The following is a 25,828-nucleotide window of genomic DNA, read 5'->3' on the forward strand; positions in this document are numbered from 1 at the left end:
CTCGTTCCGTCAGGCCGGGCGGAGGATCGTCACGGCGAAATCGGCGCCGTCGTGCCAGGGCTTGACGTCCCAGGTGGACAGGCGCAGGTCGGTCCGCAGGCCGGCTTCGGCGGCGTGGGCGTCCAGCTGCTCGGGACTCAGGCCGCGGTCGGTGTGGAAGCCGACGACCGCGAAACCCTCTGGCGTCAAATGCTTCCGGAAGTTCGCGAGCACCGTCGTCTCCGTGCCCTCCGCGACGAAGACCAACACGTTCCCCGCACAGACGATGGCGTCGAAGGTGCCGTCGAGGTCCAGTTCCGCGAGGTCCTGCACGAGCCACCGCGGGCCCGGATGATCCTCCTGCGCCGCGGCGATGAGCTTCGGGTCCACGTCCACTCCGGTCACGTCGTGGCCCACCGAGTGCAGGTAGCCGCCGATCCGGCCCGGCCCGCACCCGGCGTCCAGGATCCGCGAACCGCGGCCCACCATCGCGTTGACGAGCCGACCCTCACCCGCGAGGTCCGCGCCCTCGCGCGCCATCGTCCGGAAGCGCTCGATGTACCACTCGCTGTGGCCTTCTTTGGTGTCCGTGAACCAGCGCGGCGTGCTCATACCGTCCAAGTTACCCGCAGGGGTTCGTGCCGATCGCGACGCCGTTGCGGAGGGTGCGTACGTACGCTCCACTCCTGTGCTGCACCGCATAGCAGGCGGCCCCGAGGTCGGTGCCGTAGTCGATGTACGGGGTGTAGAAACGTTCGCCGTTCGCATCGACCGCGTTGATCGAGCCGCAGTTGAGGGCTCCGCTGTAGAAGTACTGCGCGGTGGGCTCGGCGGTGAGGCGCGCGGTGACGAGGGCGCGCAGCGACGGGTTGCTCTCCTCGATCGAGACGAGGGCCAGGATGTACCGGCCGTCGCACGCCGGCGTGCTCACGGGCTTGCCGAGCCCGAGATCCGCCGAGGGCCGCGGCGGCGGCGCCGTCGTCGTCGCGGTGGGCTGGACCGTCACCGTGGACGGTGCCGCCGTGACCGTGGCCGGTCCGGCAGTGGTCGATACCGTGGCGCTCGGTGGTGGATTTGTAGCGGCGGTAGGGATGTCGGATTCGGGGGAGCGGGTCAGGAGTACCGCTCCGGCGACGGCTGCTCCGAGCAGTACGACTGCCGTGGCGGCGGCAGGTAGTGCCCACCGTCGACGTGGACTACTCGCTGCGGGCGTCGGCGCTCCCGCGATGTTCGGCGCCGACGCCGGTGGCGGCGTGGGGGTGGGCGCGATCATCGTGCGGTCGTACTGGTGGCCCGTGGGCGCCGGGCGGAGCACGGTGGAGTCGCTCGCGCCAGAGCGCGTCGCGGCCAGTTCGGCAGCGAATCCGCCCGCCGTCGAGGGACGGTCGTGCGCCGCGCGGGACATTCCGCGCGCGAGGACCGCGTCGATGCTCGGTGGCAGGTCGGGACGGGCCGCATGCGCCGATGGGACCTGGCCGTCGAGCGCGGCCGCGACGACCGCCACCGGGCTGCTGCGATCGAACGGGCGGAGGCCGGTGAGCAGGGCGTAGGCGGTGGCGGCGAGCGAGTACGTGTCGGCCGCAGGTCCGATGGGTTCCCCACGGAGTTGTTCCGGCGCGGAGTACGCAACGGAGCCGATGGTGGTGCCCGTCGCGGTCAGATCCGACGCGTCGTCGGCGGCGCGAGCGATGCCGAAGTCCGTGAGGAGCGCGCGAGACCCGTCGAGCATGATGTTCGCGGGTTTGACGTCGCGGTGAAGTACCCCGCGATGATGGGCGAAGTCGAGCGCGGCGGCGGTGTCGCGGATGATGGCGATCACCTCGTCGAACGGAAGGCCGTTCGGTGACCGGCCGAGGCGGGCCGCCGCATCGATACCGTCGATGTAGGGCATCGACAGCCACAGCCGGCCCGAATCCTCGCCGCGGTCGAGCACGCTGACGATGTTCGGGTGGTTCAGGCCCGCGGCGAGGTCCGCTTCGCGGAGGAATCGCTGGCGGAAAACCTCGTCGGAGGCGAGCTGCGGGGGCAGGACTTTGATCGCGTCCTGCCGGGGCAATCGTGGGTGCTGCGCGAGATAGACCTCGCCCATACCGCCGGCGCCGAGCTGTCGAACGATCGTGTAGCCGGCGAAGATCTCGCCCGATACCAGTGTCATGCTGACCTCCCCGCGAAGAACCTACCGCGACAGGCTCCGGCGGGCGGGTGTTGTTCGGCTGAGAGCTCCTCGATCAGTTCCCTGCGGTTTCGGCGGCGCCGACCTGCGATTCGGTCGCCGAAACCCGCAGGGAATCGGTCGTGCGCCGCGCGACACGGGTCTACTACGCCCAGTAGTGGGTACTGTCGAGGAATGACCGACATCATCGACCGGATCGGCACCGCCCCGATCGCCGCCGCGGGTCTCGTGGGCGGCTACTACATCGCTCGGGAGACGGGGATCCGCCCGCTCGGCGGCGTCGTGCTCGCGGCGGCGGGTGCCGCGGCGGCCCAGGGCTGGCACGCGAAGTCGGGAGCGGGCACGGCGGCCGCGCTCGGGGCGGTCTACCTGGGCGGATTCGGTGCGTCGCATCCGCTGGCGAAGAAGATCGGCGCGTGGCCGTCGGTGCTCGCCGTGGCGGCGGCCGCCGCGGGCGCGTCCTATGTGCTCGTCGATCGTCGCTGACCGGTTCCACGGGCCCGGCGACGGGCTATCCTCAGCGGGTGAGATTGAGAACAAGTTTCACTGCAGCGACCTGTGCAGCCGCCTTCGCCATCGCCGGCTGCGGGGCGCAGGCGGCACCGCCGAACGAGGCGCACCCGGGCTCGCACAGCGTGGAGGCGAAGACGGCCACGGCCTCGTCGCTCACGGCGACGGAGGACGTCAGTCCGACGCCCACCGGCACGCCGCTCTACGCCCGCCTCGCCAGCTCCAGCGCCGTCGGTGACACCGGCCAGGCCCTCACCGCGACCCTCGCGGGCACCACGTACCGCAGCGCGACCGGCGTCTGGATCGGCTGCGAGGGCACTGCGGCGACCGCCGTCTACCGGCTCGGCGGCGAGTTCACCAAGCTCACGGGCGTCCTCGGACTCCAGCCGCACACCCCGCGCGACCTGCGGGTGCGCGTCTCCTTCATCGTCGACGGCGCGACCAAGCTCGCCGCTGTCCTCGCGCGCGACGATGCGCCGCAGACCATCGCGATCCCGCTCGACGGTGCCCGGTCGGTCACCGTCTCCGCCCTCGCGACCGACGGTGAGTGCGCGCCCGCCCCGGCGCCCTACGGCGCCATCGGCGCCGCGAGCCTCACCTGACCCGGTCGACGTTGGCCATCGCCAGCACGTCGAGCCGGCGGTCCAGCTCCTCAAGCGTGAGCTTCTCGCCGATCAGGCCGCGGTCGATCACCGTCTGCCGGATCGTCTTGCCCTCCTTGAGCGCCTGCTTCGCTACGGCCGCCGCCTCCTCGTAGCCGATGAGCGAGTTGAGCGGGGTCACGATCGACGGCGAGGATTCGGCGAGCGTCCGCAGCCGGTCCTCGTGCGCGACCAGCCCTTCGATGCACTTGTCCGCGAAGAGCCGGGAGACGTTGGCCAGCAGTGTTATCGACTCGAGCACGTTGCGCGCCATCATCGGGATGTAGACGTTGAGCTCGAAGGCGCCGTTGCCGCCGCCCCACGCCACCGCGGCGTCGTTGCCGATCACCTGCGCGGCCACCTGCGTCACGGCCTCGGGGAGCACCGGGTTCACCTTGCCGGGCATGATCGAGCTGCCGGGCTGCAGGTCGGGGAGCGCGATCTCGCCGAGCCCGGTGAGCGGCCCGGAGCCCATCCAGCGCACGTCGTTCGCGATCTTGGTGAGCGACACCGCGATCGTCCGCAGCGCGCCCGACAGTTCGACGAGCCCGTCGCGCGCGGCCTGCGCCTCGAAGTTGTCCTTCGCCAGCCGGATGTCCTCGACCCCCGTGAGCCGCACCAGCTCCGCCACCACGAGCGAACCGAAGCGCTCCGGCGCGTTGAGGCCCGTGCCGACGGCGGTGCCGCCGATCGGCACCTCGCCGGCGCGGGGGAGCGTGGCCCGCACCCGCTCGACGCCGGCCTCGACCTGGCGGGCGTAGCCGCCGAACTCCTGGCCCAGCGTCACGGGCACCGCGTCCATGAGGTGCGTGCGGCCCGACTTCACCGTCGTGCGCCAGGCGGAGGCCTTCGTGGCCAGCGCCGCCTGCAGGTGCTCCAGCGCGGGGATCAGAGTGGTGACGGCGCCCTCGGTCGCGGCGACGTGCGTCGCCGTGGGGAAGGTGTCGTTCGACGACTGCGACATGTTCACGTCGTCGTTGGGGTGCACCTGGACCCCGGCGCGTGCGGCGAGCGAGGCGATCACCTCGTTGGCGTTCATGTTCGAGCTGGTACCCGAGCCGGTCTGGAAGACGTCGATCGGGAACTGGTCGTCGTGCAGCCCGTCGGCGATCTCCTGCGCGGCGGCGATGATCGCGGCGGCCTTCTCCGGCGCCAGCAGCCCCAGGTCCTGGTTGACCTGCGCCGCGGCGGCCTTGAGCAGCCCCATCGCGCGGATCTGGGCGCGCTCGAGCGGGCGGAAGCTGATCGGGAAGTTCTCCACGGCGCGCTGCGTCTGCGCGCGCCAGAGGGCGTTCACGGGCACCCGGACCTCGCCCATGGTGTCGTGCTCGATGCGGTACTCGGTCTCCGGGGTGTCAGCGTTGTTAGCCATACCTTAGAAACCTACTCGGGCCCCGGGAATGTTCCCAGGGCCCGAGGAGAAGATCACTCTCAGTCGAAGATCTGCGCGTAGGTCTTGAGCTTGGTCAGGCGGTGGGTCGCGTCCACGGTGCGGACGGTGCCCGACTTGCTGCGCATCACGATCGACTGCGTGGTGGCGCCGTCGGCGCGGTAGCGCACGCCGCGCAGCAGGTCGCCGTCGGTCACGCCGGTCGCCGCGAAGTAGACGTGCTCGCCGCGCACCAGGTCGGTGGTGCCGAGCACCTGGGTCGGGTCGATGCCCAGGTCGGCGAGGCGCTGCTTCTCGACGTCGTTCGACGGTGCCAGGGTGCCCTGGATCTCGCCGCCCATGCAGCGCAGTGCGGCCGCGGCGATGATGCCCTCGGGGGTGCCGCCGATGCCGACGAGGATGTCGGTCTTGGCCTCGGGGCGGGCGGCGGCGATGGCGCCGGCCACGTCACCGTCGGAGATGAGGCGCACGATCGCGCCGGTCGCGCGGATGTCGGCGATGAGCTGCTCGTGCCGGGGGCGGTCCAGCACCGTCAGGGTGACGTCGGTGACCTTGATGCCCTTGGCCTTGGCGACCTTCGCGATGTTGTCCGCGATCGGGGCTTCGATGTCGATGACGCCGGCCGCCTCGGGGCCGACGGCGATCTTGTTCATGTAGAACACGGCGGAGGGGTCGTACATCGCGCCGCGCTCGGCGACCGCGAGCACCGCGATCGAGCCGGGCATGCCCTTGGCCATGAGCGTCGTGCCGTCGACGGGGTCCACGGCGACGTCGGTCGACGGGCCGAAGCCGTTGCCCACCTCTTCGCCGTTGTAGAGCATGGGCGCCTCGTCCTTCTCGCCCTCGCCGATCACGACCACACCGCTCATCGACACCGTCGAGACCAGCTGGCGCATCGCGTCCACGGCCGCGCCGTCGCCCGACTCCTTCTGGCCGCGCCCCACCCAGCGGCCCGCGGCGAGCGCGCCGGCCTCGGTCACGCGGACCAGCTCCATGGCCAGGTTCCGGTCCGGCGCGATGGGGTTCTTCTCAGCGTGGGTATCGGACATGGATTCCTCCGGATCTCGATGCGCGCGGGTGGGCGCGGCGGGCCTCGCTCGATTCTTCCATGCCCTACCGGTCGGCGACGGGGCCGGTCGGGCCACGGCCCGTCGCGCCATGCCCGCCTCCACCGCCGGACGTCGCGCGCGGGATACTGGACGGCGTGGCTGACAAACCCCGGATCCTGCAGAACCGTCGCGACATGGTGCTCACGATGGTTCCGCTGCTCGCTCTGTGCCTGATCGTGCTGTTCGCATCCGGCAACTTCAAGCTGGGCTTCGGCGCCGACCCCAAGGACGAGACCGTCGAGCCGATCAACCCGAAGGGCGTCTACCAGGTGTCGGCGGACACGCTCGGCTTCCCGGTGCGGATGCCCGGCGGCGCGGGCGTGGTCGACGGTGTGCCGGAGGGCTGGAAGGCCACCGCCACCCGCGACGACGACGTGGTCGGCGGCAAGGTCTTCTCCGTCAATTACGTGACGCCCGAGAAGAACTCGCTGCAGCTCTCGCAGTCCGGATCGCCCGCCGACGTGGTGCTCGAGTCCGTCTACGGCGCGAAGGCCAAGCCCTCCGGCACGGTCCCCGTCGAGGGCCGGACCTGGGACGTCTACGGCCCGAACGACAAGAACCGCAGCGCCTGGGTCCTCCAGGTCGACGGTGCCGTCCTCGTCGTCTTCGGCGGCGGCACCGTGCCGCGGTTCACCGAGCTGGCCGCCGCGGTCCAGTCGCAGCAGCCGCTGCCGCGGTCCGGGGCGCCGGCCCCCGCCCCGCCCCGGTAGGCGGCGCGGCCCGTCCGCTCACTCCTCGGCGGCGATCGCCTTCTCGATGCGCTCCCGTGCACCCGCGAGGTGCTCCTCGCAGCGCTTGGCGAGCGCCTCGCCGCGCTCCCACAGGTTCAGCGACTCGTCCAGGTCGATCCCGCCCTGCTCCAGCAGCTTCACCACGACCGCGAGCTCGTCGCGGGCCTGCTCGTAGCCCAGCTCGGCCACCGGTGTCTGCTCGGTCAACGGTTCTCCTCCTGTTCGGGCCGGGCTCCGCCCAGCGGGACCATGCCCTTCTTCGGCGCTGTGGCGCCCAGCTTCGTCACGCCCATGACGGCAGCGGTCGCGGCACCGTCGGGCAGCCGGACCCGCAGTTGCGAGCCGGGCGCGAGTTCGTCGATGCCGCGGACCACGGGATTCTCGCCGTCCGGCGTCACCTTCTGCACCACGGCGTAGCCGCGCGCCATCGTCGCGGCGGGACCGAGCGACGTCAGCCGCGCGGCCAGGTGCGCGGTCCGCTCGGATTCCCGTTCGACGGTGCGCCGCACGTCCCGCCGGACGTCGCGCAGCAGGCGCGCGACATCGTCGGCGCGGTCGTCGACGAGGCGCAGCGGATGCGCGAACACCGGTCGCGACCGCAACGCGTCGAGCGTGTGCTCCTCCCGGCGCACCCACCCGCGCAGTGCCGCCGCCGCGCGCCCGCGCAGCTCGGCGATCCGCTCCAGCTCGGCGACCACGTCGGGCACCACGCGCTTCGCGGCGTCGGTCGGCGTCGCGGCGCGCACGTCGGCGGCGAAGTCGCAGAGCGGGTTGTCGGGCTCGTGGCCGATCGCGGAGACGATGGGGGTGCGGGCGGCGTGCACGGCGCGGCACAGCGTCTCGTCGGAGAAGGGCAGCAGGTCCTCCACGCTGCCGCCGCCGCGGGCCATGATGATCACGTCGACCTCGGGGTCGGCGTCGAGGGCGCGCAGGGCCGCCACCAGCTGGGGGGCCGCGGTCGGGCCCTGCACGGTGGCGTACTCGGCGCGGATCCGCACGTCGGGCCAGCGGCCCTCGGCGATCGATCGCACGTCGCGCTCGGCGGCGCTCGCCCGCGCGGTCACCAGCCCGACGGTGCGGGGCAGGAAGGGCAGCGGCCGCTTGAGCCGCGGGTCGAACAGGCCCTCGGCGTGCAGCAGCTGCCGGAGCCGTTCGATGCGGGCGAGCAGCTCGCCCACGCCGACGGCACGGATCTCGGTGATCCGCAGCGACAGGCTGCCGCGGCCGGTCCAGTAGGTGAACCTGCCGCGCACGATGACCTGCGTGCCCTCGGTGAGCGGCACCTCGGAGCGGTCGAGGACCGCCGGCAGGCATGTGACCTGCACCGAGACGTTCGCCGACGGGTCGCGCAGTGTGAGGAAGGCGGTGCCCCCGCCGCGGCGGTTGAGCTGGGTGATCTGCCCCTCGACCCACACCTCGCCGAGGCGATCGATCCACTGCGCGATCTTCATGGAGACCACGCGCACCGGCCACGGGTGCTCCGCGGTCGACGGGCCGCCCGCGCCGCCGGCGGGCGCGTTGGTGGAAGCCGGTCCGGTCACCGCGTGATGCGGTTCTCGAGCATCGTGAGGAAGGGCGGCCGCGCCTTGTGGCCGCGCTCGTACTCGACGAGCGACTCCACCTCGGGCGTGGTCAGGCCGGGCAGCCGGCCGCGCAGCTGCGCCAGGGTGAGCTCGGGGTAGTCGATGCGGAGCACCGCGGCGGGCAGGTCGTCGGGGGTCTCGGCGGGCGCCGCCGCGTCCGACGGTGCCGGGGCGGGGGAGCTGTACAGCGCGTACCGCCCGGCGCCCGACGGTGCCTCCTCGGCGGCCGGCTGCTCGTCCGCGGCCGGCGGGGCGGTGGCGACCGAGGTGGACTTCGCGGCACCGTCGGCCTGCGCGGCGTCGGCCTGCGCGGCCTCGGGGGAGAGGGCGGGCTCGGTGGCCGGCCGCACCTCGCCGTAAGCGGGCTTCGCCGCGGGCAGGTCCACGTCGACGTCCTCGTCGTCGTCGAAGGTCGCCCAGGCGGCCTGCTCCTCCTCCTTGGCGGGGAAGACGCTCTCGAGCGCGCGGTCGCCGCGGACGGCGAGGTCGGCGAGGTCCTGCTGGACGTGGATGAAGGCCTGCGCGGACTTGCTGCCCAGCGTGAGCGGGGCGCTCACGGCGCCCCCGACGAACTCCTGGCCCTTCTCGGCGGCGAGGGCGACGGCCCCGACGGCGACGCGGACCACGAACGGTAAACGGCTCATGTGTCCAGGGTGCCTCATCGCGCTCACCGGCACACCGTCAGGTGCCGTAGCCTGGAGGCATGAGTTCTGGCAAGCGTGTCCTGCTGGCCGAGCCGCGTGGCTACTGCGCGGGCGTCGACCGTGCGGTGGAAACGGTCGAGAAGGCCCTCGAGAAGCACGGCGCCCCGGTGTACGTGCGCAAGGAGATCGTGCACAACCGGCACGTCGTGGAGACGCTGCAGGACAAGGGTGTGATCTTCGTCGACGAGACCGACGAGGTGCCCGAGGGCTCGCTCCTCGTGTTCTCCGCGCACGGCGTCTCGCCCGCGGTGCACGAGGGCGCCGCGCAGCGCAGCCTGCGCACCATCGACGCGACGTGCCCGCTGGTCACCAAGGTGCACCAGGAGGCCAAGCGTTTCGCCCGCGACGATTTCGACATCCTGCTCATCGGCCACGAGGGGCACGAGGAGGTCGAGGGCACGGCCGGCGAGGCGCCGGAGCACGTGCAGCTCGTCGACGGCCCGGACGCGGTCGACAACGTCACCGTCCGCGACGAGGACAAGCTGGTCTGGCTCTCGCAGACCACGCTCTCGGTCGACGAGACCATGGAGACGGTCCGCCGCCTGCGGGAGAAGTTCCCCAAGCTGCAGGATCCGCCGAGCGACGACATCTGCTACGCCACCCAGAACCGGCAGGTCGCGGTGAAGGCGATGGCCCCGGAGTGCGATCTGGTGATCGTCGTGGGCTCGCGGAACTCGTCGAACTCGGTGCGACTGGTGGAGGTGGCGCTGCAGGCCGGCGCCCGCGCCGCGTACCTCATCGACTTCGCCCGCGAGATCGATCCCGCCTGGCTCGACGGCGTGGAGACGGTCGGCATCACCTCCGGCGCGTCGGTGCCCGAGATCCTGGTCAAGGGCGTCGTCGAGTACCTGGACGGCGAGGGCTTCCACGACGTCAAGGCTGTCACCACTGCGAACGAGACGCTGGTCTTCGCGCTTCCGCGCGAGCTGCGTCCCCGCGCCAAGGCCTGACCGCACCCGCGACGACGAAGGGCGCGCCACCGGATCCGGTGGCGCGCCCTTTCGCGTGCTGTGGGAGGAGTCAGTCCTTGTAGCGGTGCCGGCGGATCTGCCGGGGCTCGTCGGCGGGCTCCGTGAAGTCGTCCCGGAAGTTGGTCTCCACCGCCGAGTCCTCGCTCTGCGGACGGTAGCGCGGGGGCCGGTAGTGCTCGTAGCGTCCCGGGTTCGACGGTGTCTCGCCCCGGCGCGCGGTCCGCTCCTCGCCGGTCAGGCTGGGGAGGTCGGGCTGCGCGGCGCGGCTGCCGGAGATGCGGGGGAGCGAGGCGAAGTCGTCGCGCGGGATCTGCGAGCGCTCCCGCCCGGCGCGGGGCGCCGCGGGGTCCACGCCGCGGGCGCGGTCGATGTCGCCGGCCTCGCGCCGGTAGTCGCGCGAGTCGGCGGGGGCCGCCGCGCGCGCGGCGGGGGCGTCCGGGCGTCCCTCAGGACCCCGCGGAGTGCGCCACCGGGGCTGGGGCTCACCGATCCGGCGACGCTCGTCGTCGTGCCGCAGTTCCCGTGAGTCGTGGATCCCGGGCCGCGGCCGGTCGCCCTGCGCGACGGCGGGGCGGGGCCGGGCGCCGCGCGGTACCGCCCGACGGTCGTCTTCGCCGGGACGCCTCGGCATCGGCGGTCGCGGGATCTGCCCCGAGTCGGGCCGGATGACACGGTTGATCTGGGTCGCGGGTGCTCCGGCGTCGCGCGCGGCGATCTCTTCGCGGGTCCGCGCGAGGCGCGCTGCCGAGTCCCGGCGCTGCTCGTCGCGCCGCACCTCGTCGCGGCGGAGATCCCGGCGCGGGTCCTCGCGGCGCGCGGCCGAGCTGCGGCCCCGGACCGCGGCGTCGGCCTCTGCGGGTTCGCGACGGTCGGCCCGATCCGCCCGGTCCCGGACGGCGCGGCTCGAGTGGTGCTCGGTGGAGCGGCTCTGGTGCCGCTCCGAGCGGTCGGCGCCGTCGCCGACGAGGGCAGCGGCGCCCACCGCGCCCGCCGCGGGCGCGGGGCGCAGGCGGGTGAACGCCGCACGGATCCGCTCGCCCAGTGGCAGCCCGGCGGACTCGGCGGGCCGTTTCCCGCCGGCCGCGGCACCCGTGGCTCCAGCGCCTGCAGCGGGCTTCGCAGCGCCGGCGAGGGCGGGCTTCGCCGTCTCCGGCTTCGCCGCACCGGCCTTGGATCCGACTTTGGCGCCCGCCTTGGCGCCCGCCTTGGCGCCGGCCTTGGCGAGCGAGGCCTTCGTCCCCGACGTCGCTCCGCCGCGCTGTGCGCTGCGGGCGTTCGCGGTGAGCGAGCGGTACTGCAGCAGGCGCGCGCCGCCGATGACCAGCACGATCACGGTGGTCCAGAACATCCACGGGAACAGCGAGATCATGGGGAACAGCACGTCGGTGAGGATCTGGCTGGTCTTGCGCGGGCTGGGGAGGGAGAACCAGCGGTACAGCGGGATCGCGGTGGCGATGATGAGCGGGGGCTGCACCATCGCGGTGAACAGCGCGCGGTTGCGCACGGCGAGCACGGCGACGACCGCGCCGACCGACATCGCGAGCACACCGGCGTTCGCGCCCGCGAACTCCCCCGAGGCGAGGGCGCCCGCCGCGGTGAAGACCAGCATGGTCAGGACGGCGCCCCACCACGGCAGTCCGGGCACCGTCGCGAGCACGGAACGCTCGTCGACGGGCACCTGGGAGCGGGACGGTGGGAACTTCGACACAGGTGAACCGTACCGGTTAAGGCTGTGAGAACCGAGAATCTGCCGCCGTGGGGACGGCCCGCGGCGCGCGGTCGAGCTCCAGCGGATCGTCGCGCGCACCGTCGGGCATGGAATCCAGATCGGCCAGACGGCGGGCGGTGACGCCCACCCGCGAGTTGTACGAGCCGACGGTGGCGTTGAACGCCTCGACGGTCCTGCCCAACGCCGTACCCAGTGAGGAGAAGTGGCTGTTCAGAACGTCGAATCGCTCGTTCAGTTCGCGGCCGAGGGCCTGGATCCGCGCCGCATCCTCGCCGAGGGCGTGTTGCCGCCAGCTCAGCGCGACGGCGCGGAGCATCGCGACGAGGGTGGTCGGTGTGGCGAGCACCACATTCCGGTCGAGGGCGAATTCGAGCAGCTCGGGGTCGGCCTGCAGCGCGGCGTCGAGGAAGGCCTCGGCGGGCACGAACATCACCACGAGCTCCGGCGAGCCGACGGCCTCCCAGTACCGCTTGCCCGCCAGCTGCACGACGTGGGAGCGGAACCGGCGGGCGTGGTCGGAGAGCAGGGCGGCGTGCTGCGCCGGCGGCGCCTCGAGCAGCTGCAGGTACGCGTCCAGCGGCACCTTCGCGTCGACCGCCAGATCGCGTCCGCCTGCGAGGTGCACCACGACGTCGGGCCGGACCCGCGCGTCACCGACCGTGCCGCCCACCTGGGTGGAGAAGTCGCAGTGCCGGCTCAGCCCGGCCAGCTCCACCACCCGTTCCAGCTGCAACTCGCCCCAGCGGCCGCGCACCGTGGACGACTTCATCGCGGAGCGCAGCGTCGCGGTCTCGGCGCGCAGGGCCTCGCTCGTGCGCGCGACGGTGCCGATCTGCTCCCGCAGCCCCGCGAACGCCGCGACGCGGCTGCGCTCGGCCACGGCGAACTCGTGGCCCAGCGAATCCAGGGTCTGCCGCAGCGGCGCGAGCAGCGCGTTCACCGGCCCGGCCACCGCGTCGGGGGTGGGCCCGGCACCGTCGGACCGGCCGGGCGGCGCGGGTAGGGACCGGGCCAGGATGATCCCCACGGCGCCGCCGACCAGCAGCGCCAGCAGCGCGACGATCAGATGCGAGAGGTCCATGCCGTCAGCATGGACGCCCCCACTGACAAGTTTCAGGCCGTCTCGGCCGGGGTGTCCTTCGCCGGGTCCGCCGCCGGTGCCGCGGGCTTGCGCCGGAACTTGTCCCAGAAGCTGGGCTTCGGTTCCTCCTCGGGCGGTGGCGTCTCGCCGGTCTGTTCGTCGACGAGCTCGCCGAGGTACCGGAACAGCACCGCGATGGCCGCGGCGACGGGCACCGCGAGGAAGGCGCCGATGATGCCGAACTGGGTGCTGCCGAAGGCGATGGCGAGCAGCACGATCGCGGGGTGCAGCTCCATCGAGCGGGACTGCAGGATCGGGGAGAGGACGTTGCCCTCGAGCTGCTGCACGGCGATCACCACGGCGAGGACGGCCAGGGCGGTACCGGGACCGTTGGTCACCAGCGCCACGACCACCGCCAGCGCGCCGGCGACGAAGGCACCGACGATGGGGATGAAGCCGCCGAGGAAGGTGATCACGGCCAGCGCCCCGGCCAGGGGCACCTGCAGGATCACCAGGCCGAGGCCGATGAACAGGGCGTCGATGAAGCTGACCAGCGCCTGCGTGCGGATGAAGCCGCCCAGGGTGGTCCAGATGCGGCTGAGCAGTTCGGCGAAGTGCTCCGAGACGGGCGTGCCGGAGTGGCGTCGCAGCCACGGCATGAACTTGTCGCCGTCCTTGAGGAAGAAGAAGGTCAGCATCGCGACCATCACGATCGCCACCACGAAGGAGCCGGCGGCGCTGACGCCGGTGAAGACGCCCGACGCGATGGTCTCGGCGCTCTCCTGCAGCTTCTTGGTGATCGACGTGACGAACTTGCTGATCTGCTCGTCCTGCAGGTTCAGCGGCGGGCCCTGCGCCCACTTCTGCACCTTGCCGACGCCCTCGACGGCGCGGTCGGCGATCTCCTTGGACTGCCCGCCGATGGACGGCGCGATGGCGCCGATGACGCCGCCGAGGAGGCCCAGGGAGAGCAGCAGGACGAGCGCGGTGGCGAGCGCGGGCGGCAGGCCCTTGCTGCGCAGCCAGCGCACGGGCGGCCACAGCACGGTGCACAGCAGGATCGCCAGCAGCACGGGCAGCAGGATCGTCCAGAACTCGCCGATGATCCAGCTGAGTACGAACAGCATCGCCGCGACCGCGACGGTTCGCCAGCTCCAGGTGGCCAGCCAGCGGCCGGCCTCGCCGTAGACCTCGCTGCGGGTCTTCTTGCCCGGCGGCGGGGTCGTCGTCTCTTCGCTCACGTCGCGATCGTATGTGCCTCGTGGTCCAACAGCCACTCCTTCACGGCGAGTCCCCACCGGAATCCGCCGAGGGAGCCGTCCAGCCGCAGTACCCGGTGGCAGGGCACGAACAGCGCCGCCGCGTTGCGCGCGCAGGCCATTGCCGCGGCACGGACCGCCGCCGGGCGCCCGGACAGGTCGGCGTACTCCGTGTACGTCACGGGCTTTCCGGGTTCGACGGTGCGCAGCACGTCCCAGGCGTGCTCGACGAAGGCGCCGGAGCGCTGGCGCACGACGATGTCGTCGATCGCGGTCACCTCGCCGGTGTGGAAGGCCGCGACGGCCCGGGTGACGGCGCCGAGCTCGGCGCGCTCGTCGACGGCGATGGGCCGCAGCGTCGCGTGGATGACGGGCAGCAGGTCGCCGGGGTCCGCGGTCCAGCCCGAGGCGAGGACGGCCCCGTCGGCGTCGACGACGGCGGTGAAGGGCCCGGCGGGCGTGGAGACGGTGGCGAAGTGGGCGGTCACGGCGTGATCCTCCGGTCGGTGGTGAGCGAGTGGTTCCACAGGTGCAGGGAGACGTAGCTGCCCCACGGGCTCCACCGGTTCTCGGTGATGTCGAGCCCGAGGGCTTCCGCGCCCTTCGCCACGACGAGGTCGGACGCGAGGAGGGTATCGGGGTCGGCGAGCAGGCGCATCGCCACGTAGTCGGCGGTCCACGGCCCGACTCCCTTGAGCCGCAGCAGCTCCGCGCGCGCCTCCTCCCTGGGCATGCCGCCGTGCAGCACGAGCCGCCCCTCGGCCAGCTCGGTCGCGACGCTGAGGATCGCGGCGATCCGGGTTCGCGGGCCGGTGAGCACCTCGCCGCCCCGCTCGGCGACGGCGGCCGGGGTGGGGAAGGCGCGCCGCACCCTGCCCGACGGGTCGTCGACCTCCGCCCCGAGCGCCTCGACGAGCCGGGCCTGGTGCGTGGCCGCCGCCGCGATGGAGATCTGCTGCCCGATCATGGTGCGCAGCAGTAGCTCCGCCGGGTCGACGGTGCCGAACAGCCGGATGCCCGGCGTCGCGGCGACGAGCGGCGCCAGCTGCGGATCGGCGGCCAGCGCCTCGTCCACGGCGGTGGGGTCGGCGTCCAGGTCCAGCAGGTGCCGCAGCCGCGCGACTGCGGTCGACAGGTCGCTCATCGCGGCGAGCGAGAGAGTGGCGCGGACGTACCCGTCCGGGGCGGGCCCCAGATCGATGCCGGCGATCCCGTTCCCGCCCGGCAGGCTCAGGACGCGGGTGTAGCGGTCACCGTCGGCGTGCTCGAGGCCCGCGACGGCGTGCGCGGCGAGGAACCACCGCACCCAGCCGGTGGCGTAGGGGCCGCGCAGCGCGAGGCGCAGGCTCAGCTCCCCGGTCGACGGGGCCGCCGGATCGGGGCCGCGCTGCGTCCGCAGCTCCGACGGGGTCCGTGCGAAGACCTCACGGATCGTGTCGTTGAACTGGCGGATCGACGTGAAGCCGGCGGCGAAGGCGATGTCGGAGAAGGGCAGCGTCGTGCCGGTGATGAGGATCCGCGCGGTGGTGGCGCGGTGCGCCCGCGCGAGTGCCAGTGGGCCGGCGCCGAGTTCCGCGGTGAGGACCCGGGTGAGCTGTCGCGAGCTGTAGCCGAGCCGCTCCGCCAGGCCCGTCACCCCGGACCGGTCGACCACCCCGTCGGCGATGAGGCGCATGGCCCGCGCGGCGAGGTCGGATTCGAGGTTCCACCGGGGCGAGCCGGGTACGGCGTCGGGAAGGCAGCGCCGGCACGCCCGGTAGCCCGCGGCCTGCGCCGCGGCGGCCGTGAGGTGGAAGCTCACGTTCGCGGCCTTGGGGGTGGTCGCGGGGCACGACGGGCGGCAGTAGATGCCGGTGGTGGCGACGGCCGTGTAGAACTGGCCGTCGAACCGGGGATCGCGCCCGGCGATCGCCCGGTAGCACCGGTCGAAGTCGAGGTGGGGTGAGCTGGTGGTCACGCCTTCGACTCTGGCATTGCACAGGCGACCGCGCTAGCGGCTTTCGGACATCACCGTGGCGGTGGGCTCAGCAGCAGCGGGCCTGCACCGTCGCGCCGTCGTGGCGCGCCTTCCAGTACTCGCGTTCCGTCATCACGGGCTCGCCCGGATGCGTCGCGCGACGGTGCTCGACGTACCGCTGGTAGTGGTTGTCGCCCATGACCGAGCCCACGTACCAGCGGACCGCCTTCAGTGCCCGGATGATCGGGTCACTCCCAGGGCGTCCCATTGCTCCTGCACCTTCCTCTCGGCGGCGGTGGGGATGAGGCCGCTCGGCGCGAACAGCTTGCTGGGCACCGGTTCCTCCTCGGTGAGCGGGCGGCCGTTGCCGGAGACCGTGCGGTAGACGGTCCACACGCCCATGATCACGACGATGAGCACCATGAGCGCGAAGACGATCGACAGCGTGCCCTGGATGAAGGTGTTGCGCACCACCGCGTCGATGGCCTCCGGCGTCTTGGCGGAGCCGAACGAGGACTTGCCGGCTTCGGCGGCGGCCTTGAAGTTGCTGTGCTGCTTCCAGTAGCCGACCGCCGGATCGGAGCTGAAGATCTTCTGCCAGGAGGCGGTCATGGTCACGATGAGGTCCCAGACGAGCGGGATCGCGGGTATCCAGACCCACTTGTAGTAGCCCTTCTTGACCACCACCACGACGACCACCGTGAGCGCCATGGCGGCGAGCAGCTGGTTGGCGATGCCGAACAGCGGGAAGAGCGTGTTGATGCCGCCCAGGGGGTCGGTCACGCCCATGAGCAGGATGCTGCCCCATGCGGCCACGACGAGCAGCGAGGCGACCCACGCGCCGACGCGCCAGCTCGGGTCCTTGAGCCGCTGGAAGGGGCCGCCCAGGTTGCTCAGGGCGTCCGAGACGAGGAACCGGGCGACTCGGGTGCCGGCGTCGACCGTGGTGAGGATGAACAGCGCCTCGAACATGATCGCGAAGTGGTACCAGAAGGACTTCATGGACGAGCCGCCGAACACCTGGTGCAGCACCTCTGACATGCCGAAGGCCAGCGTCGGGGCGCCGCCCGTGCGGGAGACGATGGACTCCTCGCCGACGTCCTTCGCCGCCTGCGACAGTTGCTGGCCGGTGACCGGATCGCCGCTCAGGCCCAGCGAATTGACGTAGGTGGCGGCGGTCTCCGCGGTGCCGCCCGTCTTGGCGATCGGCGCGTTCATCGCGAAGTAGAAGTGCTGGTTGATGATCGACGCGGTGATCAGCGCCATGATCGCGACGAAGGACTCGGTGAGCATGCCGCCGTAGCCGATCAGCCGCATCTGCCCCTCCTTCTCCAGCAGCTTCGGCGTGGTGCCGGAGCTGACCAGGGAATGGAAGCCGGAGAGGGCGCCGCACGCGATGGTGATGAACAGGAACGGGAACAGGGACCCGGCGAAGACCGGACCGTCGCCGCGGGTCGCGAAATCGGAGACGGCGGGCGCCTCCATGAGCGGGCGGGCGATGAGGATGCCGATGGCCAGCAGCACGATGGTGCCGACCTTCATGAAGGTCGAGAGGTAGTCGCGCGGCGCGAGCAGCAGCCACACCGGGAGCACGGAGGCGGCGAAGCCGTAGATGATGATCGCCCAGCTCAGCTGGACCGGGGTGAGCGTGAACAGGTCCTTGCCCCAGCTGCTCTCGCCCACGTAGCGGCCGCCGATCACCGCGGCGAGCAGCAGCACGCAGCCGATGAGCGAGACCTCCGAGACCCGGCCGGGGCGGAGGAAGCGGAGGTAGACGCCCATGAACAGGGCGATGGGGATGGTCGCGGCGATGGAGAAGACGCCCCACGGGCTGTGGCCCAGCGCCTGCACCACGACGAGCGCGAGCACCGCGATGAGGATGGTCATGATCGCCGCGATGCCGATGATCGCGGCCGCGCCGCCGACGGGGCCGAGCTCGTCGCGGATCATCTGGCCGAGGGAGCGGCCGCGGCGGCGGGTCGCGACCCACAGCACGAGGTAGTCCTGGACGCAGCCGGCGACCAGCGCGCCGACGATGATCCAGATGGTGCCCGGGAGGTAGCCCATCTGCGCGGCGAGTACGGGGCCCACGAGCGGCCCGGCGCCGGCGATCGCGGCGAAGTGGTGCCCGAACAGCACGCGCCGGTCGGTGGGCAGGTAGTCGGTGCCGTTCTCCAGCACCTCCGCGGGCGTGGCGTGGTCGTCGCGCGGGCGGACCACCTTGAGTTCGATGAGGCGGGCGTAGAAGCGGTAACCGACGACGTAGGTGCAGATCGCGGCGAGCACGAACCACACGGCGTTCACGGATTCGCCGCGGGCGAGGGCGATCATCGCCCACGCGCCGGCGCCGATGAGCGCGATCACGCCGAAGATCACCTTGTGCTTGGTGGTGATCGGGCTGCGATCGATCACGGCGACGGGCGGCAGGTCCGGGTCCGTCCGGACGTAGGTGATGTCGCCGTCGGTCTCCGTGGTCGACGGAGCGGTGGGAGCTGACACGAGGCCTCCTGGATGTCTACGCCACGGTGGTGGTTCGCAGGGATCATCGTTTCATCCGGGTGGCGCGGGCGTCGCGGAATCGCTCGCGTTGGTGCGGGCGGGCGAAGGGTGGCGTCGGCGCGCGGTCCGACGAGCAATGACACGAGAACATCTGATGTGTTTGCGTCTGCGCTCGCCATTTCGTCGCGTTTCGTGCCGGTGTGCCGACTATTGACATGCAAACATCCGATGTCTAATGTGACTCAGCACACAGGGTGGTCGCTTGTCCACCCTGACCGAAGGACCAAGGACGCCGCCTGTCGGCGCCGGATCGGGCGGTGAGTGCATGAGCGTGGAAGCGATGTCGCAGGGCCCGGGCGCATCGGCCGCACGCGTCCCGCTGATCCGCATGAGCGGCGTGACCAAGCGCTTCCCCGGCGTCGTCGCGCTCGATCACGTCGACCTCGAGGTGTATCCGGGGGAGCGGATCGCGCTCGTCGGCGAGAACGGCGCCGGCAAGTCGACCCTCATGAAGCTGCTCAGCGGGGTCGAATCGCCCGACGAGGGCACCATCGAGATCGACGGTGCGCCGGTGCAGCTGACCTCGCCCGGGCAGGCGCAGTCGCTCGGCGTGAGCATCATCCACCAGGAGCTGGGGCTGGTCCCGGATCTCACTGTGGCGCAGAACATCACCCTGGGTCGGGAACGCACGCGCTTCGGCGTCGTCGACGGCCGCGGCGCCGTCCGCAGCACCACCGCCCTGCTCGAACGGCTCGGCATGGTCATCGACCCCAATGCGCGGGTCCGGGACCTGACCGTGGGTAAGCAGCAGATGGTGGAGATCGCTCGCGCGCTCTCGGAGGACGCTCGCCTCCTGATCCTCGACGAGCCGACGGCGGCGCTCAACGACGCCGAGGTGCAGACCCTGTTCGAGCTGATCGGCCGGTTCGTCACGGATCGGACCGGCGTCGTCTACATCTCGCACCGGATGGACGAACTGCCCCGCATCTCCGACCGCATCGTCGTGCTGCGCGACGGCACGTACGTGGGCGAGCGGCCCACGGCGACGACGCCGATGCGCGAGATCATCGAGATGATGGTCGGTCGCGAGGTCGCCGACGAGCAACGCCCGACGGTGCCGGAGACGCCCGGCGAGGTGGTCCTGAAGGTCGACGGGCTCAGCAGCAGGCATCCGCTGCACGACATCTCGTTCGAACTGCACCGCGGGGAGATCCTCGGCTTCGCCGGGCTCATGGGCGCCGGCCGCACCGAGCTGGCCCGCGCGATCATCGGCGCCGACCCGATCACCGCGGGCCGGATCGCGGTGAACGGCACCGAGCGCACGATCGACTCCCCGGCGACCGCTGCCGCCCTCGGCATCGGCTACCTCTCGGAGGACCGCAAGCGATTCGGCGCCGTCGTCGACCAGACGGTCCGCGACAACATCGCGCTCTCGTCGCTCGACGCCCATTCGCGGTTCGGCGTGATCCGCGACGGCGAGCTCAACACCCTCGCCACCGACATGGTGTCCCGGTTGCGGGTCAAGACGCCGTCGATCCGGCAGGCCGTGCGCAACCTGTCGGGCGGCAATCAGCAGAAGGTCATCATCGGCAAGTGGCTGGCCCGCGACTGCGACATCCTCATCGTGGACGAGCCCACCCGCGGCATCGACGTCGGCGCCAAGGACGAGATCTACCGGCTCCTCGAACAACTGGCGGCGTCGGGGAAGGCGATCATGGTGATCTCCAGTGACCTGCCCGAGGTGCTGCGCCTCTCCCACCGCATCGCGGTGATGGGGGAGGGGCGCCTCGCCACCATTCTCGACAGCGACGAAGCAACCCAGGAGACGATCATGGAGAACGCCACCCGCTTCCACGAGACGGCGGTGAAGTGATGACCGCGACCACCGCGCCCCCCACGCCCGACAGCGACAGTGCCGGCGGGTTCGCGCTGACGTCCTGGATCCGAGGGCAGATGCAGCAGTTCCTCGCCTTCGTCAGCCTGATCGTGATCGTGATCTTCTTCTCGTTCGCGAGCCCGAACTTCCTGACCGCCAGCAACCTCACGGGCATCCTGGTCGCCTCGGTGACGATCGGCCTGCTCGCGCTCGGCACCACCATCGTGATCATCACGGGCGGCATCGATCTGTCGATCGGCACGGCGATGATCCTGTCGGGCATCATGACCGGCGTCTTCCTCGTGCATTGGAACCTGCCGCTGTGGATCGGCGTGATCGGCGGCGTGCTCTTCGGCGCCTTCGTCGGCCTCGTCAACGGCCTCGTCGTCGCGTATCTCGGGATACCGCCGTTCATCGCCACCCTTGCCATGATGCTGGTGACGATCGGTGCGTCGCTGGTGATCTCGGGCACCGAGCCGATCCGGTTTACCTCGGTCGAGGGGTTCAGCGCCATCGCCAACAAGTCGCTGGTCCCCGGCGCCCGCATCCCCTTCAGTGTGGTGCTGCTCGCGCTCATGGCGGTGATCGCCGGCATCGTGCTCGCGAAGACGAAGCTGGGCCGCTACGCCTACGCGATCGGTAGCAACGAGGAGGCGACCCGGCTCTCCGGCGTGAACGTCAAGAACTGGAAGGTCATCGTCTACACCTTCTCCGGCGTCTTCGTCGGCCTGGCCGGCGTGCTCGCCGCCGCGCGGCTGAACTCCGCCCAGCCCACCGGCGGCCAAGGGCTGGAACTCGAGGCGATCGCGGCCGTCGTCATCGGCGGCACGTCGCTCGCCGGCGGTCGCGGCACCGTCACCGGCACGGTGATCGGCATCCTCATCATGAGCGTTCTCACGAACGGCCTGCGGATCATGTCGATCCCGCAGGAATGGCAGTCCATCGCGGTCGGCGTGGTGATCCTCGTCGCCGTCTACATCGACATCGTCCGCAAACGACCCTGAGTCACCGACGCCCGTCGGTAACCACCTCCCACCCAACCAAGGAGAAACGCGTGTTCACCAAGGCTTCGACGCCCCTGCGGCGCATCTTCCGGGCGGCGACCGTCACCGTCGCCGCGGTCACGATGGTCACCACCGCGACCGCGTGCTCCAGCGGCGGCTCGTCGGGTGGCGACGGTGAGATCGCCATCATCTCGAAGGGCTACCAGCACCAGTTCTGGAAGGCCGTGAACAAGGGCGCCGAGGAGGCGGCCAAGGAACTCGGCAAGACCATCACCTTCGAGGGGCCCGACAACGAGACGCAGGTCGAGAAGCAGGTGCAGCTCCTGCAGACCGCGCTCGACCGCAACCCGTCGGCCATCGCGATCGCGGCGCTCGATTCGGCCGCTGTCGCGCCGATCCTGCAGCAGGCCAAGGACAAGGGCATCCCGGTCGTCGCCTTCGACTCCGGCGTCGACAGCGACATCGCCGTCACCACCGCGTCGACCGACAACAAGGCAGCGGCGGCCGAGGCCGCGAAGCGCATGGTCGACCTGATCGGCGGCAACGGCGAGATCGGCGTCGTCGCGCACGATCAGACGTCGCGGACCGGCGTCGACCGGCGGGACGGCTTCACCGAGTGGATCAAGGCGAACGCGCCCGGCGTGCGGATCGTCGACATCCAGTACGGCGGCGATCCGGCCAAGGCGGCCGACCTGGCGGCCACGATGATGCAGGCGTACCCCAACCTGGCGGGCCTGTACGGCACCAACGAGGGCGCGGCCACCGGCATCGTCAACGCGGCGCAGCGCGCGAACAAGCCGGCGATCAAGATCATCGGCTTCGACTCGGGCGCGGCGCAGATCGACGCGATCCGCTCGGGCCTGATGGCCGGCGCCATCACCCAGAACCCGGTGGGCATCGGCCGCGAGACCGTCGCGGCGGCGGTGAAGGCGATCAAGGGCGAGTCGCTGCCCAAGACCATCGACACCGGCTTCTACTGGTACGACAAGACCAACGTCGACGACCCCAAGATCGCGGGCAGCCTCTACCGCTGACCGACGGGCTTTCCGACGGTGCGGGCCGGACCTGGGTGAGGGCGACCTGCACCGTCGGGAAGTGCACCTCCCGCACCGTCGGGAGGCGCACGTGCGACCACGTAGAATGAGGCCCCGTGAGCCTTACCCTCGGAATCGTCGGACTGCCCAACGTCGGCAAGTCCACCCTGTTCAACGCCCTCACCAACAGTGAGGTGGAGGCGGCGAACTACCCGTTCGCCACCATCGAGCCGAACGTCGGCGTGGTGAACCTGCCGGACCCGCGGCTGAACCGCCTGGCCGAGATCTTCGGCTCGGAGCGCATCCTGCCCGCCACCGTGTCCTTCGTCGATATCGCCGGCATCGTCAAGGGCGCCTCCGAGGGCGAGGGCATGGGCAACCAGTTCCTCTCCAACATCCGCGAGGCCGACGCGATCTGCCAGGTGGTGCGCGTCTTCTCCGACGAGGACGTCGTGCACGTGGCCGGCAAGGTCGACCCGCTCGCCGACATCGAGACCGTCGCGACCGAGCTGATCCTCGCCGACCTGCAGACCATCGAGAAGGCGCTGCCCCGGCTCGAGAAGGACGCGCGCAAGAACAAGGAGCTCGTCGAGACGCTCGAGGCCGTGAAGGCCGCGGAGGCGATCCTGACCGACGGCAAGACCCTGTTCGGCGCCGGCTTCGACACCGCGCCGGTCCGCGAGCTGCACCTGATGACCGCGAAGCCCTTCCTGTACGTCTTCAACGCCGACGAGGGCGTGCTCACCGACGCCGCGCGCCGCGAGGAGCTCGTCGCCGCCGTCGCCCCCGCCGACGCCGTCTTCCTCGACGCCAAGATCGAGTCCGAGCTGCTGGAGCTCGACCCCGAGGACCAGGCCGAGATGCTGGAGTCCATCGGCCAGGACGAGCCGGGCCTCGACTCGCTCGCCCGCGCCGGCTTCCACACCCTGGGCCTGCAGACCTACCTCACCGCCGGCCCCAAGGAGTCGCGCGCCTGGACGATCCGCAAGGGCGACACCGCCCCCAAGGCCGCCGGCGTGATCCACACCGACTTCGAGAAGGGCTTCATCAAGGCCGAGATCGTCTCCTTCGCCGACCTCGACGCCAACGGCACCATGGCCGCCGCGAAAGCCGCCGGCAAGGTCCGCATGGAGGGCAAGGACTACGTCATGTCCGACGGTGACGTGGTCGAGTTCCGCAGCGGGGTGCCATCTGCGAGCAAGAAGTGAGCGCCACCATGAATCACTCGGATGACCGCCTGTATGTCGACACGATCCTCGAGCCGCTGCAGAAGTCAGCGGAGTACCTCCCCAAGATGGGCGGCTCCGACGAGGTGGATCTGGCCGGGTTCACCGCTCTCTACGGCGCCGACCCGCTATACCACTGGATGGGTCTCGATTCGCCCCTCATGTTCGCCGCTCACAAGGCCGCGGGCGGGATGACGTCCGTGTACCGCCAACTGGGGATCGGGTGCGAGAGGCTCTTCCGGCAGGTTCTTCGCGACCGACTGGGGCTGGGCGCCGACCAGGTTATGTGGTCGTACGATATCGTTCCGGAGCTGAAGGAGGGGCAGGACCCGGCGAAGGTCAAGCCGCGCAAGCTCTCGCTCGACGGTCGTGTGGAACTCGCCGACGTTGGGGACGCGGACGCGCGCGACCGTGTGGCAGCCTGGGTCGATCGCCAACGCCAGCGGCTCGACATCACAGCGCCACTTAAGGGTGCGGTCTTCGAAGTTCGTCAGGGGTACAAGTCGGCGGACAGCAAGCGTCAGAATGGGGACCTTGCGAACGCGGCGCAGGCGCTCGGTCATGGGTACCTACCCGTCCTCGCGATCATGTCCACGCAGATCAATGCTGCTGTCCGCCTGAGGTACACCACCGGGAACTGGTCAGTGCTTATGGGTACGGTAGGCAACAACGATCCCCTCGGAAGCACCTTCGACTTCGTCGATCAGGTCGTTGGTTACGACCTTGCGGGCTTCTTCCGGCGCAACACGGATGACCTGCGTGCGGGTGTCGAGGATGTTCTGAGAACGCTGTTGGAGGCCAAATGACGATCGACCGTGCGGCGCAGGCTCGTAACGAGCACCTCACATTCCGCGCCAACATGGGGAAGGGGCGACACGGCTGGTTGCGACTCACGCCTGCCTACGGCGTCCGTGTCGTGCGTGACCGACTGGCCGACCTGCCCCAGGGATCGATCATCACCGACCCGTTTTCTGGTACCGGGACGACTCCGCTGGCCGCGGCCGAACTCGGTCACATTGGCCAGAGCGTCGACGTGAACCCCTTTCTCATCTGGCTCGGCAACGCCAAGGTTGGACACTATTCGGCAGAGACGTTGTTCTCCACCACCGATGCCGCGCAAGCCGTGCTTGCGGATGCACGGAAGCACAACGAGGACAACGATCTTTGGCAGCCCAACCTGTTCAAGATCGAGAAGTGGTGGTCGCCCGGCGCGCTGCATGCGTTGAAGGCACTCCGGCGCGCTATCGACGGGTACGACGGTCAGGTGAAAGACCTGATGGAGGTTGCGCTTTGCCGCTCACTTATCTCCTGCTCGAACGCAGCCTTCAACCACCAGAGCATGTCGTTCAAGGATTCACCGGCAGAGCCCGCTCTCTTCGACTTCGACGATGCCGAGCGCACGTTCGCTACGTTCGCTGAAGAGGTGGCAACCCTTGTGGAGTCGGCGCGCTACGACCTCGTCGGGTCCGCGACCGTGTACAGCGGTGACTCGCGCACCGGTGTGGCGGCGCTTGCCCCGGCCGATCTTGTGCTCACATCACCCCCATACGTCAACCGGATGTCGTACATCCGCGAGCTGCGCCCGTACATGTACTGGTTGCGATTCCTCGATCAGGCCAGTGACGCCGGCGATCTTGATTGGCGCGCGATCGGCGGGACTTGGGGGACAGCAACCAGCAAACTCAACACGTGGACCCCCGAGACGGCCACGCCTGTCGACGACCCCATGTCCGCGGTCTGCGACCGTATCCGCCGAGACGGGGAGAAGAATGGTCCGCTGCTCGCGACCTACGTCCACAAGTATCACCACGATATGTGGCTGCACTTCCAGGCCATCACGAAGCAGGTGAAGCCCGGGGGCGCGGTCTCTTACATCATCGGCAACTCGACCTTCTACAAGCACGAGGTGCCCGCGCACGAGTGGTACGCCGCGATGCTCCGCGAACTCGGCTACACCGACGTGAAGATCGAGGTCATTCGCAAGCGCAACAGCAACAAGGCTCTCTTCGAGTACGACGTGACCGGCCGACGCCCGTGAAGCTCATCAAGGAGCACGACCGGGCTGGAGTCCGCTGGGAGCTGAGCGACGAGGGGAAGCACGTGGTCACCGCTGCAGGCGAGGTGCTTGTCATTACCGTGGTAGACACTCTCGCCGAAATGACCTACGACGAGGCAATCGAGGAACGTGACCCGGTACGCCGGTTACGTGAACGTGAACGTGCGCACTATGACATGCAGGCGGTCCGCTCCGATTCCTTCGCGCGTCGAGCAGCGAACTCTCGGAAGAAGGGCGGCAAGGGCGGCCGCGGCGGGGTATAGCGCAGTAGATTCGCGTTCCGTAACAGGGGGTCATCTGGGCGATAGTATGGCGC

The 25,828-nt window shown here is 70.6% G+C and carries 25 protein-coding genes; 11 read left to right on the forward strand and 14 right to left on the reverse strand.

Translation table 11 applies throughout. The annotated features are described in order from the left end of the window. Positions 1–9: 9 nt before the first annotated feature. Complete coding sequence (locus WFK95_RS05535; RefSeq protein WP_224645866.1) at positions 10–591, reverse strand: class I SAM-dependent methyltransferase; 582 nt, start codon at positions 589–591, stop codon at positions 10–12. 10 nt (positions 592–601) lie between these two features. Then, positions 602–2,134 (reverse strand): serine/threonine-protein kinase, encoded by a 1,533-nt coding sequence (locus tag WFK95_RS05540; protein WP_224645867.1) that lies wholly within the window; start codon positions 2,132–2,134, stop codon positions 602–604. A 192-nt stretch (positions 2,135–2,326) separates the two neighbouring features. On the opposite strand from WFK95_RS05540, the gene WFK95_RS05545 reads away from it, so the two are divergent. Continuing rightward, entirely contained in the window at positions 2,327–2,638 is a 312-nt protein-coding gene (locus WFK95_RS05545) for a hypothetical protein (protein ID WP_224645868.1), read from the forward strand. Between the two features lie 38 nt (positions 2,639–2,676). Next, entirely contained in the window at positions 2,677–3,264 is a 588-nt protein-coding gene (locus tag WFK95_RS05550; RefSeq protein WP_336670087.1) for an NPCBM/NEW2 domain-containing protein, read from the forward strand. Here WFK95_RS05550 and WFK95_RS05555 read toward each other — a convergent pair. Next, positions 3,257–4,675, reverse strand: a complete 1,419-nt coding sequence (locus WFK95_RS05555; protein ID WP_336670088.1) for a class II fumarate hydratase — start codon at positions 4,673–4,675, stop codon at positions 3,257–3,259. The two genes, WFK95_RS05550 and WFK95_RS05555, sit on opposite strands and share 8 nt — an antisense overlap. 59 nt (positions 4,676–4,734) lie before the next feature. After that, positions 4,735–5,742, reverse strand: coding sequence for a class II fructose-bisphosphatase (gene glpX / locus WFK95_RS05560; RefSeq protein ID WP_259140637.1), 1,008 nt, complete (start codon positions 5,740–5,742; stop codon positions 4,735–4,737). 155 nt (positions 5,743–5,897) lie between these two features. Here glpX and WFK95_RS05565 point away from each other — a divergent pair, with 155 nt between their 5' ends. Next, entirely contained in the window at positions 5,898–6,512 is a 615-nt protein-coding gene (locus tag WFK95_RS05565; RefSeq protein ID WP_224645872.1) for a DUF4245 domain-containing protein, read from the forward strand. Positions 6,513–6,530: 18 nt separating this feature from the next. Here the strand turns inward: WFK95_RS05565 and WFK95_RS05570 are convergent, their stop codons facing one another. From WFK95_RS05570 to WFK95_RS05580, 3 genes are read right to left on the reverse strand one after another with little or no spacing between them, the layout of a single operon-like run. Then, a complete protein-coding gene (locus WFK95_RS05570) occupies positions 6,531–6,740 on the reverse strand; it encodes an exodeoxyribonuclease VII small subunit (RefSeq protein WP_224645873.1) in 210 nt (69 codons plus the stop codon). Then, a complete protein-coding gene (xseA, locus tag WFK95_RS05575) occupies positions 6,737–8,074 on the reverse strand; it encodes an exodeoxyribonuclease VII large subunit (protein ID WP_224645874.1) in 1,338 nt (445 codons plus the stop codon). Before xseA ends, WFK95_RS05570 begins: the two co-directional genes overlap by 4 nt. Next, on the reverse strand, positions 8,071–8,760 hold the full coding sequence (locus WFK95_RS05580; protein ID WP_224645875.1) for a lipid droplet-associated protein: 690 nt from the start codon (positions 8,758–8,760) through the stop codon (positions 8,071–8,073). The genes xseA and WFK95_RS05580 overlap by 4 nt, the downstream gene beginning before the upstream one ends. Positions 8,761–8,819: 59 nt before the next feature. On the opposite strand from WFK95_RS05580, the gene WFK95_RS05585 reads away from it, so the two are divergent. Continuing rightward, on the forward strand, positions 8,820–9,770 hold the full coding sequence (locus WFK95_RS05585; protein WP_224645876.1) for a 4-hydroxy-3-methylbut-2-enyl diphosphate reductase: 951 nt from the start codon (positions 8,820–8,822) through the stop codon (positions 9,768–9,770). A 70-nt stretch (positions 9,771–9,840) separates the two neighbouring features. On the opposite strand, the gene WFK95_RS05590 is transcribed toward WFK95_RS05585, so the two are convergent. The 7 genes from WFK95_RS05590 to WFK95_RS05620 all read right to left on the reverse strand — a co-directional run bounded on the left by WFK95_RS05590 (position 9,841) and on the right by WFK95_RS05620 (position 18,316). Continuing rightward, positions 9,841–11,499 carry a DUF6542 domain-containing protein gene (locus WFK95_RS05590; protein ID WP_336670089.1) on the reverse strand — a complete coding sequence of 553 codons (1,659 nt, stop codon included), beginning with the start codon at positions 11,497–11,499 and terminating at the stop codon, positions 9,841–9,843. Between the two features lie 16 nt (positions 11,500–11,515). Beyond that, positions 11,516–12,601: a DNA recombination protein RmuC gene (locus WFK95_RS05595; protein ID WP_224645878.1), complete on the reverse strand. Its 1,086-nt coding sequence runs from the start codon at positions 12,599–12,601 to the stop codon at positions 11,516–11,518. 32 nt (positions 12,602–12,633) lie between these two features. Continuing rightward, a complete protein-coding gene (locus tag WFK95_RS05600; protein ID WP_224645879.1) occupies positions 12,634–13,842 on the reverse strand; it encodes an AI-2E family transporter in 1,209 nt (402 codons plus the stop codon). Further along, positions 13,839–14,348, reverse strand: a complete 510-nt coding sequence (locus WFK95_RS05605) for a methylated-DNA--[protein]-cysteine S-methyltransferase (RefSeq protein WP_224645880.1) — start codon at positions 14,346–14,348, stop codon at positions 13,839–13,841. Before WFK95_RS05605 ends, WFK95_RS05600 begins: the two co-directional genes overlap by 4 nt. Continuing rightward, positions 14,345–15,817 (reverse strand): AlkA N-terminal domain-containing protein, encoded by a 1,473-nt coding sequence (locus WFK95_RS05610; protein WP_336670090.1) that lies wholly within the window; start codon positions 15,815–15,817, stop codon positions 14,345–14,347. The genes WFK95_RS05605 and WFK95_RS05610 overlap by 4 nt, the downstream gene beginning before the upstream one ends. Before the next feature lie 67 nt (positions 15,818–15,884). After that, positions 15,885–16,085: a YbdD/YjiX family protein gene (locus WFK95_RS05615; RefSeq protein ID WP_336670091.1), complete on the reverse strand. Its 201-nt coding sequence runs from the start codon at positions 16,083–16,085 to the stop codon at positions 15,885–15,887. Continuing rightward, positions 16,046–18,316 carry a carbon starvation CstA family protein gene (locus WFK95_RS05620; RefSeq protein ID WP_336670092.1) on the reverse strand — a complete coding sequence of 757 codons (2,271 nt, stop codon included), beginning with the start codon at positions 18,314–18,316 and terminating at the stop codon, positions 16,046–16,048. The genes WFK95_RS05615 and WFK95_RS05620 overlap by 40 nt, the downstream gene beginning before the upstream one ends. Positions 18,317–18,641: 325 nt before the next feature. On the opposite strand from WFK95_RS05620, the gene WFK95_RS05625 reads away from it, so the two are divergent. The 7 genes from WFK95_RS05625 (at position 18,642) to WFK95_RS05655 (ending at position 25,775) form a co-directional block, all read left to right on the forward strand. Beyond that, on the forward strand, positions 18,642–20,189 hold the full coding sequence (locus tag WFK95_RS05625; RefSeq protein ID WP_336670093.1) for a sugar ABC transporter ATP-binding protein: 1,548 nt from the start codon (positions 18,642–18,644) through the stop codon (positions 20,187–20,189). Continuing rightward, entirely contained in the window at positions 20,189–21,196 is a 1,008-nt protein-coding gene (locus WFK95_RS05630; RefSeq protein ID WP_336670094.1) for an ABC transporter permease, read from the forward strand. Before WFK95_RS05625 ends, WFK95_RS05630 begins: the two co-directional genes overlap by 1 nt. Before the next feature lie 50 nt (positions 21,197–21,246). Next, a complete protein-coding gene (locus tag WFK95_RS05635) occupies positions 21,247–22,230 on the forward strand; it encodes an ABC transporter substrate-binding protein (protein WP_336670095.1) in 984 nt (327 codons plus the stop codon). A 116-nt stretch (positions 22,231–22,346) separates the two neighbouring features. Continuing rightward, complete coding sequence (ychF, locus tag WFK95_RS05640) at positions 22,347–23,438, forward strand: redox-regulated ATPase YchF (RefSeq protein WP_336670096.1); 1,092 nt, start codon at positions 22,347–22,349, stop codon at positions 23,436–23,438. Next, positions 23,435–24,262: a hypothetical protein gene (locus tag WFK95_RS05645; protein ID WP_336670097.1), complete on the forward strand. Its 828-nt coding sequence runs from the start codon at positions 23,435–23,437 to the stop codon at positions 24,260–24,262. The genes ychF and WFK95_RS05645 overlap by 4 nt, the downstream gene beginning before the upstream one ends. After that, on the forward strand, positions 24,259–25,494 hold the full coding sequence (locus WFK95_RS05650) for a hypothetical protein (RefSeq protein ID WP_336670098.1): 1,236 nt from the start codon (positions 24,259–24,261) through the stop codon (positions 25,492–25,494). Before WFK95_RS05645 ends, WFK95_RS05650 begins: the two co-directional genes overlap by 4 nt. Continuing rightward, positions 25,491–25,775, forward strand: a complete 285-nt coding sequence (locus WFK95_RS05655; RefSeq protein WP_336670099.1) for a hypothetical protein — start codon at positions 25,491–25,493, stop codon at positions 25,773–25,775. Before WFK95_RS05650 ends, WFK95_RS05655 begins: the two co-directional genes overlap by 4 nt. The last annotated feature ends 53 nt before the right edge of the window (positions 25,776–25,828 follow it).

The sequence above is a fragment of the Tsukamurella sp. USMM236 genome, from assembly GCF_037148755.1.
Classification (GTDB): Bacteria; Actinomycetota; Actinomycetes; order Mycobacteriales; family Mycobacteriaceae; genus Tsukamurella.

Excerpts from the sequence above, each read along its gene's own strand:
- WFK95_RS05535 (WP_224645866.1), bottom strand. The coding sequence starts at position 591 with ATGAGCACGCCGCGCTGGTTCACGGACACCAAAGAAGGCCACAGCGAG.
- WFK95_RS05540 (WP_224645867.1), bottom strand. The coding sequence starts at position 2,134 with ATGACACTGGTATCGGGCGAGATCTTCGCCGGCTACACGATCGTTCGA.
- glpX (WP_259140637.1), bottom strand. The coding sequence starts at position 5,742 with ATGTCCGATACCCACGCTGAGAAGAACCCCATCGCGCCGGACCGGAAC.
- WFK95_RS05580 (WP_224645875.1), bottom strand. The coding sequence starts at position 8,760 with ATGAGCCGTTTACCGTTCGTGGTCCGCGTCGCCGTCGGGGCCGTCGCC.
- WFK95_RS05555 (WP_336670088.1), bottom strand. The coding sequence starts at position 4,675 with ATGGCTAACAACGCTGACACCCCGGAGACCGAGTACCGCATCGAGCAC.
- WFK95_RS05625 (WP_336670093.1), top strand. The coding sequence starts at position 18,642 with ATGAGCGTGGAAGCGATGTCGCAGGGCCCGGGCGCATCGGCCGCACGC.
- WFK95_RS05650 (WP_336670098.1), top strand. The coding sequence starts at position 24,259 with ATGACGATCGACCGTGCGGCGCAGGCTCGTAACGAGCACCTCACATTC.
- WFK95_RS05585 (WP_224645876.1), top strand. The coding sequence starts at position 8,820 with ATGAGTTCTGGCAAGCGTGTCCTGCTGGCCGAGCCGCGTGGCTACTGC.
- WFK95_RS05545 (WP_224645868.1), top strand. The coding sequence starts at position 2,327 with ATGACCGACATCATCGACCGGATCGGCACCGCCCCGATCGCCGCCGCG.
- WFK95_RS05630 (WP_336670094.1), top strand. The coding sequence starts at position 20,189 with ATGACCGCGACCACCGCGCCCCCCACGCCCGACAGCGACAGTGCCGGC.
- WFK95_RS05595 (WP_224645878.1), bottom strand. The coding sequence starts at position 12,601 with ATGGACCTCTCGCATCTGATCGTCGCGCTGCTGGCGCTGCTGGTCGGC.
- WFK95_RS05615 (WP_336670091.1), bottom strand. The coding sequence starts at position 16,085 with ATGGGACGCCCTGGGAGTGACCCGATCATCCGGGCACTGAAGGCGGTC.